The sequence below is a fragment of the Kribbella kalugense genome (genome assembly GCF_004365875.1).
Taxonomy (GTDB): Bacteria; Actinomycetota; Actinomycetes; order Propionibacteriales; family Kribbellaceae; genus Kribbella; species Kribbella kalugense.
The window spans coordinates 675,123-688,988 of sequence record NZ_SODF01000003.1 but is presented as its reverse complement, the minus strand read 5'-3'; the positions used below and the strand labels follow the sequence as shown (position 1 = coordinate 688,988).

Here is a 13,866-nt window from a genome sequence, read left to right as displayed (position 1 = left end):
TTCCCGGTGTCCGTCCAGGGTCAACTCAAGTCGGCTCGCACGGGTGGTCTCCGAGATCACGCTGAAGACTGCGTTCGGAGTGCCTGGACTGGTTTGGCCGGGCGGAAAGGCATCAGAGTCTATGTACAGCACCCGGTTGGACGACACTCGACCCTGTTGGTCTGCCAACGCGATCGCGGGGACTCCCGCTGGCATCACCAGGATTGTTGCCGCCAAGGCGGCGGCAAGTAACGGTCTGGACATCTGCATCCCTTCGTCGACGACTTTGCAGTCCGTCCACTTGGACCCCCCTTACGCGAGTCCAGAGGAACTCTCGCCGCCGATGATGCTCGGTAGGTTACTGCCTGACCACATACAGCGACCCATACAAACGCTGTATGGGTTGTAAGAGCAGGCCTGCTTGGTGGCGAGGTGCCATGTGATGGTCGATCGCGCGCCGAGCGATCGCCGTCGATTGGACCGGCGGCACTCGCCTTCGAGGCCGACGCCGCGGGAGGTGACCCAGGACTAGATGTACTCGGCCAACGCAAGGCTCAGCATCCGGTCCAGCACCTTCCTGGCCTAGGCGTGGAACCGGTGGCCGCATACTTCACGCAGCCCAAGCGCCGGGCTCGCGGCCAGGGATCGCGCCGGGACTAAGTGACGAATTGCCGCACCCCCGCCACGAACTCGCCCAGCTGGATCGAGTTCGGGGGGTTTGAAGAGGAGGCCCACCGGAAGCGGCTCACCGAGCCCAACGGATCAACCCGGCCTGTCGGTAGGGCAGTTCGCCGACGGCTGGGCTGCGGCGGGCGTGCCCGGTGCCACTAGGAAGGCGTGCGGCAGGTTCTGTCTCAGAGAGACGTTCGCGGCCAGATCTCGGCAGCACGGCGGAGACCTGTGCCAGGCAGAGTGTAGATCGGGTGAAAGTGTCGGATATCTGGCCGGTGTGGTTCTTCGTCGAACAGCTGTGTCACTGGGAGGCCACCTGATGTCCGCGACCTGGTCCTTGTCGGGTCGGGCGCGCGTCGGTGACGGCAGCGGCTGTCAATGGGTCTGTCAATGAAACCCAGGTGAGTTGCGGCAGAACAGGCAGCGGAGACAGTCGAAATCCACAGGTTTCCAGCTCCAGACATCAAGCCGTATGCGGGCCTGCGCACTTGTAAAGCGGTGGCTCCAGTTGACCCTCCTCGTCGACTCAACGCCTGTCCAGGGACACTTGAACGATGCGTGTGCCGCCCGTCGTGGACCGTGTCTTGGATCCAAGGCCCGTTCACTAAGGTGGATAGTCGAGCCGGAGTGGGCGAGGGACGAAGATCATTAGGCTCAAGTTGACGTCTGTGATGAGCCTCGTCGAGGTTGTACTGGTCGTCAGTCAGGTGCACGCTGGCGGGAAGGGTTCTAGTTGAGCCTGCGCCGAGGGGGCGCTATGGCGAGTGAGGGCACGGTCAAGGCTGCGTGGATCGGGGGGATCTGCGTCGTTGTTGCGGCGCTTATCCCAATCATTCTCCGGGCAAGCAGCGATGACTCGCGGGCGCCGAGCCCCGGTCCGCCGAGTGGTTCGAGTTCGATTCGTGCGACTGAGGTCCCGGTGCCGTCGTTATCACCGCCGCCCAAGACTGCTCCGAGGTCGTCGGCGATCAGTGCTCCAGTTGGTCGCGCGATCACGTTGTCCGACCGTTCAGGGCCGGCTGGCGCTCAAATCCTCATCACTGGTCAGGGTTTTCGCGCGAGCACCGACCTGTATGTCGCCACCGCAGACGAAGGTCAGCAGGCCACGGCAGTGACGAACGAGGCGGGGGAGTTTCAGATTCTGTTCGCCCTTCCGGCTCTGGCGTGCAATGGCGTACCGATCATCATCGTCGCCCTTGACATTCTCGGCGGGGACGATGCACAGGCCATCTACACCGTCACGTCGGGCGGTGTCGCCTGCTAGGTGAATCGCCTGAGTTTGTTAGCAAGGCGCACGTGCCGGGCGCGGCTGTCGGGTGCTCTAGTCTGCATGCGCCGAGCAGGGGAAGCCCGACCCGATGCTCAGGCTGTCCGCGGCGTCTTGCCGGATCACCGCTGAGGCCCCGAGCCACGATCCGCCATCGAAACTGCGCTGAGATCGGCGTAGGCACGGTTCGGTGGTGGATGGATTCGCAGGAGGGCGACAATTACCTCCTGCCGACGGTTGCCCTGGCACTCTGATTCCAGCCTCGTGGCCGGCGGGTGGTTCATCTGACGCGAGGTCCGGGTCCGGTGGGAGACTCGGTCGGAACGTGACGAAACAGGGGGTTTAATGGCATGGCAACAGATGCGCACGACGCGCCGGGGGCAGAGGCGGCCGGGCAGCGAATTCTCGACGTACTGGACAAGGCGATCGCCGTTCAGAGCTCATTGGTGCAGAAGAGCATTGCCCGAGCTCGCCAGCGGAACCCGGACGCTACACCAGAACAGGTGATCCGCAGTCTGGAACGGATGTACGTCAGCGCCTTGACCGGGACTGGTGCTGCAGTCGGAGGAGTTGCCGCCGCGCCTGGTGTCGGCACGGGAGTCGCACTGGCGCTTTCGACGGGCGAGGGTCTCTCGAGTCTCGAGTTGAGCGCGCTCTTCGCGCTGTCGATCGCCGAAGTGCACGGAGTCCCCCTCGACGAGCTCGAGCGCCGCCGGACGATCGTCATGGGAATCATGCTCGGTGGGTCCGGCTCTGCGATTATCGGCAGGGTCGCCGAGCGTACCGGGCAGCACTGGGGACGTCAGGTGGTCGCCAAGGTGCCTGTCGAGACGTTGCGTCAGATCAACAAGGTGTTGGGGAAACACTTTGTCACGAAGTACGGGACCAAGCAGGGGATCATCGTTCTCGGCCGGGTGGCGCCGTTCGGTATCGGCGTTGTGATTGGTGGCGGCGCCAACGCTGCTCTCGCCGCTCTGGCGGTGAGAGCCGGCCGTCGCGCATTCGGTCCACCCCCCGAATCGTGGGCCGGGCCAACGGACAGCACACTGCCAACGCCCGGGAACTCGAACGGCGATTGATGGCACTCAGCCGTCGGCGACGGCAGCCGTCGATGGCGAGGCATCAGGCCTTCGCCTTCGCGTTCGTACGTCGTACGGGTGCCGTAGTCGAGGTCGTGGGGGTGTAGCCCTCGCCCAGGCCCGCCGAGCAACTGTCTCGGTCGGCGCGGACTTACGCCGAGCTGGTAGCGCCTGGGGGCTTGGTCCCGCGGTATGACGGGTTCTGGGGGCATGCCGAAAGCGTTCGGGCGGAGCAGCATGTAGTTATGGCGGCTAGGGATTTGGTGTTCGGGGTGGGGGACAGGGTTCGGACTTGGGGTCGGTTCGTGGCCGGGGCGGACGGTGATTGGTTGGACTTGGCCCGCGTGCATGATTTGACGTGGAAAGAACCGGGTTGGAAGTCAGATCGGTCGGTTCGGTTGATCGGGGCAGATGGCGAGGCAGTCGCTGCCGGCATCGCAGCGAACCGAGGTCTGGGCTACGTCTCGGTGGTTGGGATCTGGGGCGACGAGAGCATCGAGGTCGAGGTCCTGTCGGCGGAGATCCCCGCTCGGGAGGCGCGTGCAGCTCGAAGGGACCCGCCCTGCCCGCCGCCGCCCGGTGGCTGGCGGCACGGCATGGTCGAGCTGGACGTTGACCTCCGCGACCGCGAGTCGTCCGGACCGATCGTCCACCTGGCGATCTTCCGTCCCTCCCCGGAGCAGGAAGTCTTGGTCGTCGCTGCCACCGATGTGGACGCGGTGATCCGGCAGTTGTCGCCGAAACTGCCACGACAGTTATGCGTGGTGCCCAGCCGGTTCACCCGCGCTCAGATCGACGAGGTGTACGACGTCCTGCACGCCAATTGGCGAAACTGGCGCCTGGAATCCTTCGGCACCGGCTCCGATCAGCAGGCTCAACCGTTCATCGCGGCGATGATGTTCCGGGTCACCGCTGAGATGGCTGAGTGGGCCGACGCACTGCCCGAGGGACTGGTTCGCCTCGAGCCGACGCTGAGCCCGGCCTGACAATGCGGTCGAGTAGCTGCGCAGCTGTCGCCTCCGGTTTGCCTCCCGATCCGCCGACTCCGGCCACTCGACTCCTCCGGATTGACCTCTCACGGTCAAGGGCGCACCTTCGGCGCGCGGCCCGGACTGCGGGCGGCGCCGGGGCGCCGTCCTAGCCGGGCCCAATAAGCAGGACGCTTCCTCGTCCACGTGGTCCCAATTGGCACGTTTCGCATCAGGGGCGTGTCTGCGCTCATGATCCGCTTAGAACGGCGGCTCGTCAGAGGCCCACGGGTTCGCGCCTGTCGCCCAGGGGTCCTCGGACCCCTGCTCTTCGACGTCGTCCACGGCCACGTCTTGTACGGCGGCCTCGATGTGCCATTCGGCCCGCGCGACCAACTCATCAAATGTGATGACCTCAGGCTCTTGCAGGTTCCTGCGGAACAGCTCGAAACTCCGGACCTTGTCCGGAATTGGACCACCGCCGTCGCCGATCAGCTCGCTGAGCGAGCCGACGATCACGTACGACCGGGGCTTGAGAATGAACGTTCCGCTGCCCAACAGCTCACCGTCGTGAGCTTGGTCGAGGATGTAGTCACCGAGTTCGCGACTGGCGAGGTGCACGGTCTGCTGAGCTTGGACAACCGCACCAGCGAGTTCCTTCGACGGACTCCACGCGCCCGATCGGTACAGCTGTCCGAGCAGGGGGGACTGGTGGTGCTTGATCTCCGCGAAGACCAGAGACCGAACTATCCCCGCGGTGCGGAGTAGTGCGTCAGCGCGCTTGCCTACGCCCTTGATGCTTCGGCCAACGACAGTCTGCTCCAGTTTCCCCTCCTCCCATGAGGTCAAGAGCTGACCACCAAGGCCAATCCCGAGCACCCACGGGTTCGCTTCAAGCAACTGCTGCCAGGCCCTCTCCGGGCCGCCCGCCGCGGCGTTCGCCTCTGCAAACGCGTCGTCGTCATCCAGCCACTGACGCATGGTCGCAGCGACCTCGCGGCGGTGCTGGAGCGCGATCACGTCGCCGGCGTTGGCGTCGCTTTCGATGAGAGCGCGGAACCGCTCGGGGTCGTTGGCGTAGACGCTCGCCATCGCCACGGGGTCGGCGAACACGTCGCGGAGCAGTTGGTCGTCTACGTGGACTGTGGTCTCGCCTTCGATCGGAATGGCGTCGATGGCCCGCAGCATGTCGATCAGGCTGGCGGCCTGCTCCCGGTTGAGTTCAAGTGCTGTCTCGAGCCGGCTGAGATCGCCCGAGGTCGGAACCTTCTGGATGCGGAGTTTTCTAACAGCGCCCGCCTCACGCGCCACTTGCAACTGAAGCTGTTTGCGCCCGCCCGGAGTTGTGTACACCACGTCACTAGTCCATTCCCACTCGTCGTCGTCCTCGGTCACGACCTCGTCGAAGACGCGATAGATATACCTCGCCGGCTGCCCACGGTCGCGTCCGAACTCCAACGTGAAGCTGCGGCTGGCGTAGGTTCGTGTAGTGAGTCGGCCCTCGGCGTACGTGACCTCGTTCGGTTCCGGCAGATCGGCGAACGTCACGATCGGCACTACGTCCCCCCAATCACGTTGAAGCCTCAGCTGCGAGGAAGTCGCGGAGCGTCTTCAACTGTTCCAGGATCTCGTCGTACGTGACGAGGCGGACTCCCGACACGTGCTCGCGGTAGAGGTCGAACGACTTCTTCTTGTCGTCGGTGTCGAGCTCGCTGAGGCGTCCTGCAACGACGAAGCAGCGGGGAGCGTTGCTCACCCAAGACGAATCGCCAATCCTCGCCTTCGTGTCTGCTTCGTGGCGCGTGAGTTGAAGAGCCTGATCGAGAACCTGGGTCACGGCCTCGCCGATCTCGGACTGGACGCCGTAGACGCCCTCGCGGTAGGCCCGCTTCTTCATCAACTTGGTGCTGGGCTTCTTGATCTCCACCAGCGAGGCGTTGTTCGTCATCGCGTTCTTGAGCAGGTAGTCGGCGATCTTCTTGCCCTTGATCGAATTGTCGCCCTCCCCGATCGGCACCTGGGCGTCGACGAACACCGTCGGGCCACCGAACAGGAGCTGAAGGGCAAACACGTTCTCCTCGAAGAAGTCTTGCCACCAGTCCTCGTTGTGGCCGTCGTCGAGCGCCTTCGCGTACGAGACGATCAGCTGCTCTAGATTGACGACCTCGATGTCGCGTTGGAGACGAGCCATCTTCGCTGGCAATTTCGACGCGATCTGAGCAGCGCTCGCGGTGGTCGCGGCCATGAGGGCGTCCTGCTCCTCCTCGTTGAGAGGCACGTCACCCGCGGCGACTCTGGTCATCCACTTCGAGGTGGGGAGCCGCCCGAGTGAGAGCGTCCGTCTCTCCAAGCCGAGGACCTCAGCAAGGTCATTGTGGACGTGCGTTTCCTTCACGCGACGAATCCCGAGGTCGCCTCGATTCTTGATGCGCGCCAGGTCCGCTCGCAAGGAATCGAAACGCGCGAAGCTGATGCGGAAGGTCGCGCCGACGACTGCGGCATCGCCTGACGGGACGAACTCGATCACCGCACAGTCGGTGCTGTCTTCGATCAGGTCGATGATGACCTCGCACTCCTGCGCCAGACCGAGTCCGTATTCGTAGTCCTTCGTGAACCCGGCCGGCAACTCCTCAAGACCGTCGGCGACGTCCCAATCCGGCTCGACTTCGGCAGGAATGATGATCGTGGTGATCTTGGCGTACTTCGGAGCGAGGAAATCGTCACTCCACGACCGCGTGTCTGTGGGGTAGATCGTCAGCTGACCCCTGGCCGGACTCGCCTCGAACAGCTTGACGCCGGCGGCCAGGCGATCGGCCGCGTCGGTCCCAGGGCCCGGAGTGTCCTTGGGGACGAAGAAGCCCTGAATCGCCCCTCGCCCAGTTGTGCGCACATCCAAAGCTCCGCGGTCTCCCGGCTCCCTTCCGAATCGCGCCATTCGTCGATCAGCTTTCCTCGAAGCCCGACTGGTCGAACTTGAGCGTGCGTGCGTTCTCGGAGACCGTGCGGACACGACTCTCGTTGAACCCCTCGGAGTCGGTGGCTTCGATCTCGATCCGAACCGTGACGTTCGTGTGCTTGCCGGAGCGAAGGTGTGCGAGCACCTCGTCGGCGACGTTCTTGAACTCAAGTGCGGTCTTGTCGGAGTTGAGCGTCTTGACCCCGTAGAAGCGGGTCGGCCAGACGATGTCGACCTTCGGGCCAGGGCCGGAATGCGGGGTGGGCGACGGCCCCGGGCCGGGTTCCGGGTCGGGTCCGGGAGCCGGCGCGGGACCGGGCTCCTCCGCGCGCTGCTTCTGAGCAACGTCGGGACGGACGAGCAGCAACGAGTCCGTCGCGACCGGGGCGCCCTCCGTGTCCTGAGGAGTCCATAGGCCGATGTCGCGCCCGGCCGTCTCGTCGTAGCCAGCCGCGAGTGCGAATGCGTCCGTCTGCCAGATCATCGGCCGGTCGAGGATGCCTGCGTCGAGAACTGAGCGGTCGCGCAGGCGCGGCATGTAGGGGTACTGCGAGTAGAGCCGGCAGCGGTCATGGTTTTGCGAACCATCGGGGAACCTTCCGGATCGGTGATCGGGGTCGAGCGGCACAACCTCACCCACTAAGGAACTGCCTACGCTCCGAATTGATACATGCGCCCCCCGTGTTTCGACTATCGGCGTCCCGGACCTGGGCATACCAGACGTCTCGGTCCGCAGCCCGGGATGACATCCGCGGTACCGGCCGCGCCATCGGCGGGTAGCCCACCTGGCCGGCTCGGGTCGGTCGACGGCGTAGCTGAGCTAGTTCCACCACCACGTGGGCTCTTCGGCGGCGCTGTTCAAGCGGATGACCGTGCGACTCCGTGGTCTGTCGCTGCCTGCCGTGAAACAGCCCTCCATCCCGCGTGATGTCTCTTGTGTGCCCGATCGCCTCAGCCCAAGCCGCTTCATGCCCACGACAACTCACCGTTTTACTCACCGGATTGGATGAAACATACTGAGCATAGTCGCCAACAACTGCTTACTCTCTAATGGAGAGTAAGCAGGTCAACGGCAATTTTCGAGTAGTGGTGCGGTACGACGACAGGCATGGCCCGGTAAAGCGGGGGCTAGGGGTTCGAGTCCCCTCACCGGCTCTTTCTGTACGACGGCCTGCCCGACGTACTGCGGTCCAGCCCACGCGCCTAACGATGTCTTGCCGGCGGCCGCCGGTCTTGGCATCCAACACGCCCTCGGTGTCGGCGCCGAGCTCGAGAGTCGGCTTCACGAACTTGAACTCGTCGAAGCCGCCGGTCGCCCGCGCGGCCGGCTGGGTGCCGTTCACGACGTACTTGCCCTTCGGCAGCCGGACGCTCGCCGTCCCGCTCGGGGGCGGGACGAGGTCGTCCTGTCCGGTCGTCAGGTTCAGCAGCTACGTCGAGCCGTCGGCCGGTGCGCCGTCCAGGCCGAGCTGCTTGATTGTCCGCGTGTACCGCTCGCCGGCCTCCCTCTCGACGGCGAGCGGCGTCGACACCGCCGTACCCGCGGCGGTCGCCACGATCTTGCCGGAGGAGTCGAGTGGTTGTCAGTAGCGGGAACTTTTCTGTTTGCTCGGACACAACCCGGATGCAAGCAGCGGAGTTCGAGACGAGATGGGAGCGCACATGCGCGTCGATATGACCGGAACCAGGCTGTGTTAGCCCTGCAGGACGGGCACGATGGGCTGGCGATGGCGAAGAGTAGCGACAGGAAGCTGTGGGAGCGAGCCGCCGAGGGGGACTCGGCGGCCTTCGCCGAGCTCTACGATCGGCATTCCCGAGCGATCTACAACTTCCTCTACCGCCGGACCGCCTCCTGGAGTGACGCCGAAGACCTGACCTCGGCGGTGTTCCTGCACGCTTGGCGGCGACGTACCGAGGTCGTTCTCGACCGCGAGTCCGCTCTGCCCTGGCTGTACCGGGTGGCGGAGTACACAGCGCGGAACGAGTGGCGCTCGAAGGCCCGGTACCGCCGGGCGATCGCGGCGGCCAACCTGCTGACCGAACACGTCCGCGATCACGCCGACGAGGTGGCCGGACGGATCGACGACGACCAGCAGATCAGCGCTGCTCGCGAGGCCCTGAAACGGCTGTCGAAGCAGGAGCGCGAGATCGTCGAGCTGTGCTTCTGGGCAGGCCTCGACCAGCAGGCGGCTGCCGTCGCGCTGGACGTCCCGATCGGCACGGTCAAGTCCCGCTTGTCCCGAGCCCGCAAGCATCTGCGAGAGCTCAACCTCGTTCCTTCCATGGAGGCTCAGTCATGAACACCCAGCTCACACCCCCACCGGACCATGACCTTCGCCCGGCCGCCCGCAACCGGCAGCGCGACGAGTTGATCGCCATTGTCGATCACGAGTCTGCCGAGGCCGCGCCTCGTCGTCGACTGGTCCCGCTGGCCGCGGCCGCGGCAGTCGTCGCGGTCACCGCCGGTCTCGCGATCGGAGTACCGGCTCTGCGCGGCGACAAAGCTCAGCGGCCGGCCGCCGGGACGGGCATCGGTGCAGCGACACCACTTATCGAGCTGCTGACCACGGCCGAGAAGAACAAGTACGCCAAGGCATGTAACCACGGCGCTGAGGCGAGTCCCGATCCGGCCGCGCGGGTCTACACCGTGATCGACGGGTTCAAATGGGTGAATCCCCCCGCCGGCACCCATGCGCTCGCCTGGGTTGTCATCAAGACGGAGGCCAAGTCCCTGGTCAAGGCCTGCGGCTTCGATGCCACGGGCAAGCAGACGGAGTTCTCCTGGGGGATCAAGGGCGAGACCAAGATGGACGTGGTGGACAAGACAGGTGCGGGCAATGGGACGTACACGAAGTCCGTTGCTCGCATCACCATCGCCATCGGCACCGGACCGGCCACCGAGGCCGTCCTCCGGAACGGGTTCTTCTTCGCCCCGATGAAGTACGTGGACACCCTTACCCGCACCGCTCCCAGCGACCCGCCGACCTACACGGTCCGCGGGTACGACGCCACCGGGAAGCTCGTCTATGCGAGCCCCAAGACCTTCCGGGAACTGAACGCCAAACTTGACGGTTGCTTCACCAACCCCGAGGGCACGAAGGTCGTCTTTGTCGGCGGCGGACGGAAGGGCACGCCGCCGGTCAGCCAGTGCCCACGCGGCGTCGCCTGGAGCTGGTGATTCCTCGACGCGCGTCCTCCGGTTGCCGGTCGTCTCAGTGGTGCAACAAGACGCCGGCAACCGGGTCGATGTGGGTGGTGAACTCGACGATTGCTTTGGCGAGTTCTTCGGGGGCTTCCAGGGCGGCGTAGTGGCCTACGCCGGCGAGGGAGGCCGCGCTTACCTCTTTTGTCGTGGCCTGGGTCATGGTGGTGACGGTGAAGGGGCCGGAGCGGGCTCCGACTGCTAGGACGGGGACGGTTAGGCCGGGGGTTTGGGCGAGGGCTGTGATTTCGGGGCCCTCGTGGAGCATTGAGCGGTAGAGGCCGGCGGCTCCGCGCCAGCCGTTGGGGCGGGCGTAGGTGCGGGCGAATTCGGCGATGTCGGCTTCGGTGAGCGCTCCGGGGGTTGTGGTCAGGGCCGGGAACAGGAACTCTCCCAGGAACTCGCGTTCGCGGCCGGTCAGGAGCATCTCGGGGATGCCAGGTGCGGCGAGAACGCCGATGTACCAGATGCCGCCGTGGGTGATGTCGGCCAGCACTTCCATTCCGAATCCAGGTAGCCCTGTCTCGATCGCGGTGAGGCTGAGTACGTGCTGCGGGTGCATGGTCGCAAGGCGGAACACGCTGGCGCCGGCGATGTCCTGGCCAGTGAGATGGACCGGGCCCGCGCCGAGATGCTCGATCAGCTGGTGCAGGTCCTCGGCCACGGTTGCGCTGTCGTACGTGCCCGGCGCGTTGTCGGAGTCGCCGAAGCCGCGTAGGTCGACGGCGAACACGCGGTGGTGGGTGGCGAGCAACGGGATGAGTTTGTGGAACGCCCACCAGGTCTCGGGGAACCCGTGGACCAGGAGTATCGGGGTTCCGCCGGATCCCGCTGCCACGTAGTGCAGCGTGGTTCCGTTCACCTCGACGCGGTGGTGGGTGACCCCGGGAATTGTCGCGCCAGCCGGCGTCGTGTTCATCGCACTCCTCAATTGGACAACCTGGTTGACTAGATATTAGTCAACCAGGTTGTCTAACCGCAAGTCCCATACCCTGCTGCCATGTCCCGTTCTGGTGCCGATCTTGCGCTGCTCCTGCTCGGGGGCTTCCGTTCGCTGGTGGACGATGCGACCGACGAGCTTGCTCAGCGCGGCTATCAGGACGTACGGCCCGTCCACGACTTCGCCATCCGGGCGATCGCCGCAGGCGCCGATGACGCGACACGGCTCGGCCAGCGCTTGTCGGTTTCCAAGCAGGCGGCCGCGAAGACGATCGCGGTTCTGCAGGAACGCGGATACGTGACCCGCGACGCCGATCCTCTCGACGGCCGCCGCAAACGCCTTCAGGTCACCGACCTCGGCTTCGAAGTACTGCGCCAAGGCGAGGAGATCTTCGACGAACTGCGCGACCAGTGGGTACGACGGATCGGTCGAGCCGAACTCGAGCGCCTGGAAAAGCACCTGGCGACACTGGTCGGCGGCTCCGCGGTCCGCCTCGACACGCCCGGCTGGATGACGCGCGACCTCGGCGGCTCCTCCTAGTGCAGCGCCAGGCAGCAACCGTCCGTAGTACTCAGAACATCCCGTGTGGGTTGGAGAGTCTCTCGGGTACTTGCTGCACCACGTCCCAGTGCTCGACGACCAGTCCGTGAACGACTCGGAAGATGTCGACGATCGCCAGATCCTGGCCGTCGCGGGTGGTGAGATGGGTGTGGACGGCCACATGATCGGCGTCGGCGATCAGGCGGGCGGGTACGACGGTGCCGTTCATGAGCTCGTCGCCGACCGGACCTTTCAGGTACTCGAGGAACAACTGTCGCCCTGATGCCGAATCGCGATGTGTCACGCGAGGGTTGTGTGAGACGAACTCGTCGGCCAGCAGCGCGCCTATGCCATCGATGTCACCGGAGCCGAACCGCTGCACCAGGTCGAGAACGACCTCTCGGGCTGACGACATGAGCATGTCCTTTCGTTGCAATGGATTCTCCAACCGGCATGACGTGGCCTGCCGACGGCGCGTCACGCGTGACATCAAGGCGGGCGCGACCGTCATGTGAATGGGGGTGGCATACTGAACCAGGAGTTATACGTGGACCTACGAACACAGGCAGACGCGACCTTCGAGGCGCATCGCGAGCGGTTGCTCACCGCCGCCTACCGGGTTCTTGGTGACAGGTCCCGTGCCGAAGACGTCGTACAAGACGCATGGTTGCGTTGGGCAAAGGTAGATGCCGGGAGTGTGCGGAACCCGCGCGGATTTCTGTATCAGACGGTAACCCGCCTGGCGATCGACGAGCTGCGAAAAGTGGCTGTCCGCAACGAAATCGAACTGCGCGCGGAGTCCGAGCCGTTGCCTGTTGGTGATCCCAACGATGGCGTCGAGCTGGCCGATTCGGTGCTGAGTGCTCTCCAACTCGTGCTTCAGACTCTCAGCCCGGTGGAACGGGCCGCCTTCCTGCTCCATGAGGCCTTTGGCTTCTCCAATGCCGAGGTCGCCTCGATCACCGGCCGCACTGATCACGCTGCCCGGCAGCTTGTCTACCGTGCCCGGCAGAAGGTGCGCGCGGGTCGCCTGCGTTACGCACCGACTCGTGGAGAGCGGGAGGCTGTCGTCGACCGCTTTCACGCGGCGGCAGAATTCGGAGGCGACTTCGAAGCACTCGCCTCTGAATGCTCGGGGTAGAGCTCCGGTACGGCGGAGCATCGCGAGCTGCCTTGGGCTGACACCGCACGATCGGTGGCGCACGTCACATGGCTGAGGTGCCGCAGGGACCTGGGAGGTGGTGTCTCATCTTCGTCAGGATGTGACGAAGAGTTCTGCCTGAGGAGGCAAATTCATGCGACGTAGGCGCTGGTCGGCCGGTTTGAGTGTTAAGCGCACTGTGACTTGGCTTGCTGTCATGGTGGCTGCTACGGCCACGAGTATGGCTGTGACTGCCGGGCCGTCGTTTGCTTATCCGACCACTGCCGAGGCGACGTCTTCGGCTGGTTATGGCTATTTTAATGGGGAAACCCAGATATTGGCCATTCACGATTCGCACAAGGATGGGTACGGGGTCGGCATCATCTACTACCGCTACGACCTGGCGCACACAGGGCCCTACTATGCGTGGAACCGCGAAGGCAACGGAACTACTACCTACCTGTACCTGAATATGCCGTCCGGTACCGAGATCAAGATTTACGCTTGTCCTGAGCAGGGTGGTCTGATCATTGAAAACAAGTGTGGTGCGAGGGTATTCGCGAGCGTGCCGATTTAGCAGTAGTCGGTGGTGAGGGTTGGCCAGCGGTCGACGGCCCAGGACGGCCAGGTTGTCCATGGGTCGGGTGGAGAAGGGGTGTCGGCGCCGGCTAGTTCGGCGGCGTCCGGGGCTTCGAACTTGGTGCGCCAGGTGAGGACGTCGGCCTCGGGCATGGGGAAGGTTCCGGGGGTGGTGGCCTGGCGGTGGGCGATGCGGGCTAGTTGGACGTCCAGGTCGACGGGTAGGTAGACCACCTGGCATTGGACCCCGGATTGGCTGGCCAGCCAGCGTAGTGCTGACCGCTCGTCTCGGCCCCAGAGGCCGAAGTCGAGGACCACGCTGGTGCCCAGCCGCAGGGTCCGCAGGGCGATCGTGATCATCCAGCCTTCCAAGAGGTCACGCTTGCCGTCGGCCCTCAAGGAGGTGCCGAACATGGAAAGGTGCCACTCATCCGGAGTCAACCGCAGCGCATCGTGCGACTTCGCCAGTTCCTGAGCTCGGGTGGTCTTTCCGGCGCCGGGAAGCCCGACCATCAAGAACAGTGTGGCGACTGGCATCGCTAT

At 64.8% G+C, this 13,866-nt stretch carries 15 protein-coding genes; 9 read left to right on the top strand and 6 right to left on the bottom strand.

Annotated features, from left to right (window positions below):
- Positions 1-1,408 precede the first annotated feature (1,408 nt).
- From EV650_RS34600 to EV650_RS34590, 3 genes are all read left to right on the top strand, one after another.
- Entirely contained in the window at positions 1,409-1,915 is a 507-nt protein-coding gene (locus EV650_RS34600; protein WP_134123364.1) for a hypothetical protein, read from the top strand.
- Between the two features lie 353 nt (positions 1,916-2,268).
- Positions 2,269-2,997, top strand: coding sequence for a hypothetical protein (locus EV650_RS34595; RefSeq protein ID WP_134123363.1), 729 nt, complete (start codon positions 2,269-2,271; stop codon positions 2,995-2,997).
- Positions 2,998-3,395: 398 nt separating this feature from the next.
- Positions 3,396-3,983, top strand: a complete 588-nt coding sequence (locus tag EV650_RS34590; RefSeq protein WP_134123362.1) for a hypothetical protein — start codon at positions 3,396-3,398, stop codon at positions 3,981-3,983.
- A 243-nt stretch (positions 3,984-4,226) separates the two neighbouring features.
- Here EV650_RS34590 and EV650_RS34585 read toward each other — a convergent pair whose 3' ends face one another.
- The 3 genes from EV650_RS34585 to EV650_RS34575 are packed head-to-tail and all read right to left on the bottom strand — an operon-like array spanning position 4,227 to position 7,459.
- Positions 4,227-5,522 carry a Shedu immune nuclease family protein gene (locus EV650_RS34585; RefSeq protein ID WP_202875187.1) on the bottom strand — a complete coding sequence of 432 codons (1,296 nt, stop codon included), beginning with the start codon at positions 5,520-5,522 and terminating at the stop codon, positions 4,227-4,229.
- Between the two features lie 13 nt (positions 5,523-5,535).
- Positions 5,536-6,855 (bottom strand): Shedu immune nuclease family protein, encoded by a 1,320-nt coding sequence (locus tag EV650_RS34580; protein ID WP_166678379.1) that lies wholly within the window; start codon positions 6,853-6,855, stop codon positions 5,536-5,538.
- 52 nt (positions 6,856-6,907) lie between these two features.
- Positions 6,908-7,459 carry a hypothetical protein gene (locus EV650_RS34575; protein WP_202875185.1) on the bottom strand — a complete coding sequence of 184 codons (552 nt, stop codon included), beginning with the start codon at positions 7,457-7,459 and terminating at the stop codon, positions 6,908-6,910.
- 752 nt (positions 7,460-8,211) lie between these two features.
- On the opposite strand from EV650_RS34575, the gene EV650_RS34570 reads away from it, so the two are divergent.
- From EV650_RS34570 to EV650_RS34560, 3 genes are all read left to right on the top strand, one after another.
- Positions 8,212-8,511, top strand: coding sequence for a hypothetical protein (locus EV650_RS34570; protein WP_134123360.1), 300 nt, complete (start codon positions 8,212-8,214; stop codon positions 8,509-8,511).
- Positions 8,512-8,648: 137 nt separating this feature from the next.
- Positions 8,649-9,221: an RNA polymerase sigma factor gene (locus EV650_RS34565; RefSeq protein WP_134123359.1), complete on the top strand. Its 573-nt coding sequence runs from the start codon at positions 8,649-8,651 to the stop codon at positions 9,219-9,221.
- Positions 9,218-10,099 (top strand): hypothetical protein, encoded by an 882-nt coding sequence (locus EV650_RS34560; RefSeq protein WP_134123358.1) that lies wholly within the window; start codon positions 9,218-9,220, stop codon positions 10,097-10,099. The genes EV650_RS34565 and EV650_RS34560 overlap by 4 nt, the downstream gene beginning before the upstream one ends.
- 34 nt (positions 10,100-10,133) lie before the next feature.
- Here the strand turns inward: EV650_RS34560 and EV650_RS34555 are convergent, their stop codons facing one another.
- Positions 10,134-11,042 (bottom strand): alpha/beta fold hydrolase, encoded by a 909-nt coding sequence (locus tag EV650_RS34555; RefSeq protein WP_134123357.1) that lies wholly within the window; start codon positions 11,040-11,042, stop codon positions 10,134-10,136.
- Between the two features lie 81 nt (positions 11,043-11,123).
- Between EV650_RS34555 and EV650_RS34550 the strand changes: the two genes are divergently transcribed.
- A complete protein-coding gene (locus tag EV650_RS34550; RefSeq protein ID WP_134123356.1) occupies positions 11,124-11,603 on the top strand; it encodes a MarR family winged helix-turn-helix transcriptional regulator in 480 nt (159 codons plus the stop codon).
- Positions 11,604-11,634: 31 nt separating this feature from the next.
- On the opposite strand, the gene EV650_RS34545 is transcribed toward EV650_RS34550, so the two are convergent.
- Positions 11,635-12,018 (bottom strand): nuclear transport factor 2 family protein, encoded by a 384-nt coding sequence (locus EV650_RS34545; protein ID WP_166678378.1) that lies wholly within the window; start codon positions 12,016-12,018, stop codon positions 11,635-11,637.
- Positions 12,019-12,150: 132 nt separating this feature from the next.
- Between EV650_RS34545 and EV650_RS34540 the strand changes: the two genes are divergently transcribed.
- Together EV650_RS34540 and EV650_RS34535 are read left to right on the top strand one after the other, a co-directional pair.
- Complete coding sequence (locus tag EV650_RS34540; protein WP_166678377.1) at positions 12,151-12,744, top strand: sigma-70 family RNA polymerase sigma factor; 594 nt, start codon at positions 12,151-12,153, stop codon at positions 12,742-12,744.
- Between the two features lie 241 nt (positions 12,745-12,985).
- Entirely contained in the window at positions 12,986-13,321 is a 336-nt protein-coding gene (locus EV650_RS34535) for a hypothetical protein (protein WP_134123353.1), read from the top strand.
- Here EV650_RS34535 and EV650_RS34530 read toward each other — a convergent pair.
- Positions 13,318-13,836 (bottom strand): P-loop nucleotide/nucleoside kinase family protein, encoded by a 519-nt coding sequence (locus tag EV650_RS34530; RefSeq protein WP_202875183.1) that lies wholly within the window; start codon positions 13,834-13,836, stop codon positions 13,318-13,320. The genes EV650_RS34535 and EV650_RS34530 overlap by 4 nt on opposite strands.
- Positions 13,837-13,866: the final 30 nt, after the last annotated feature.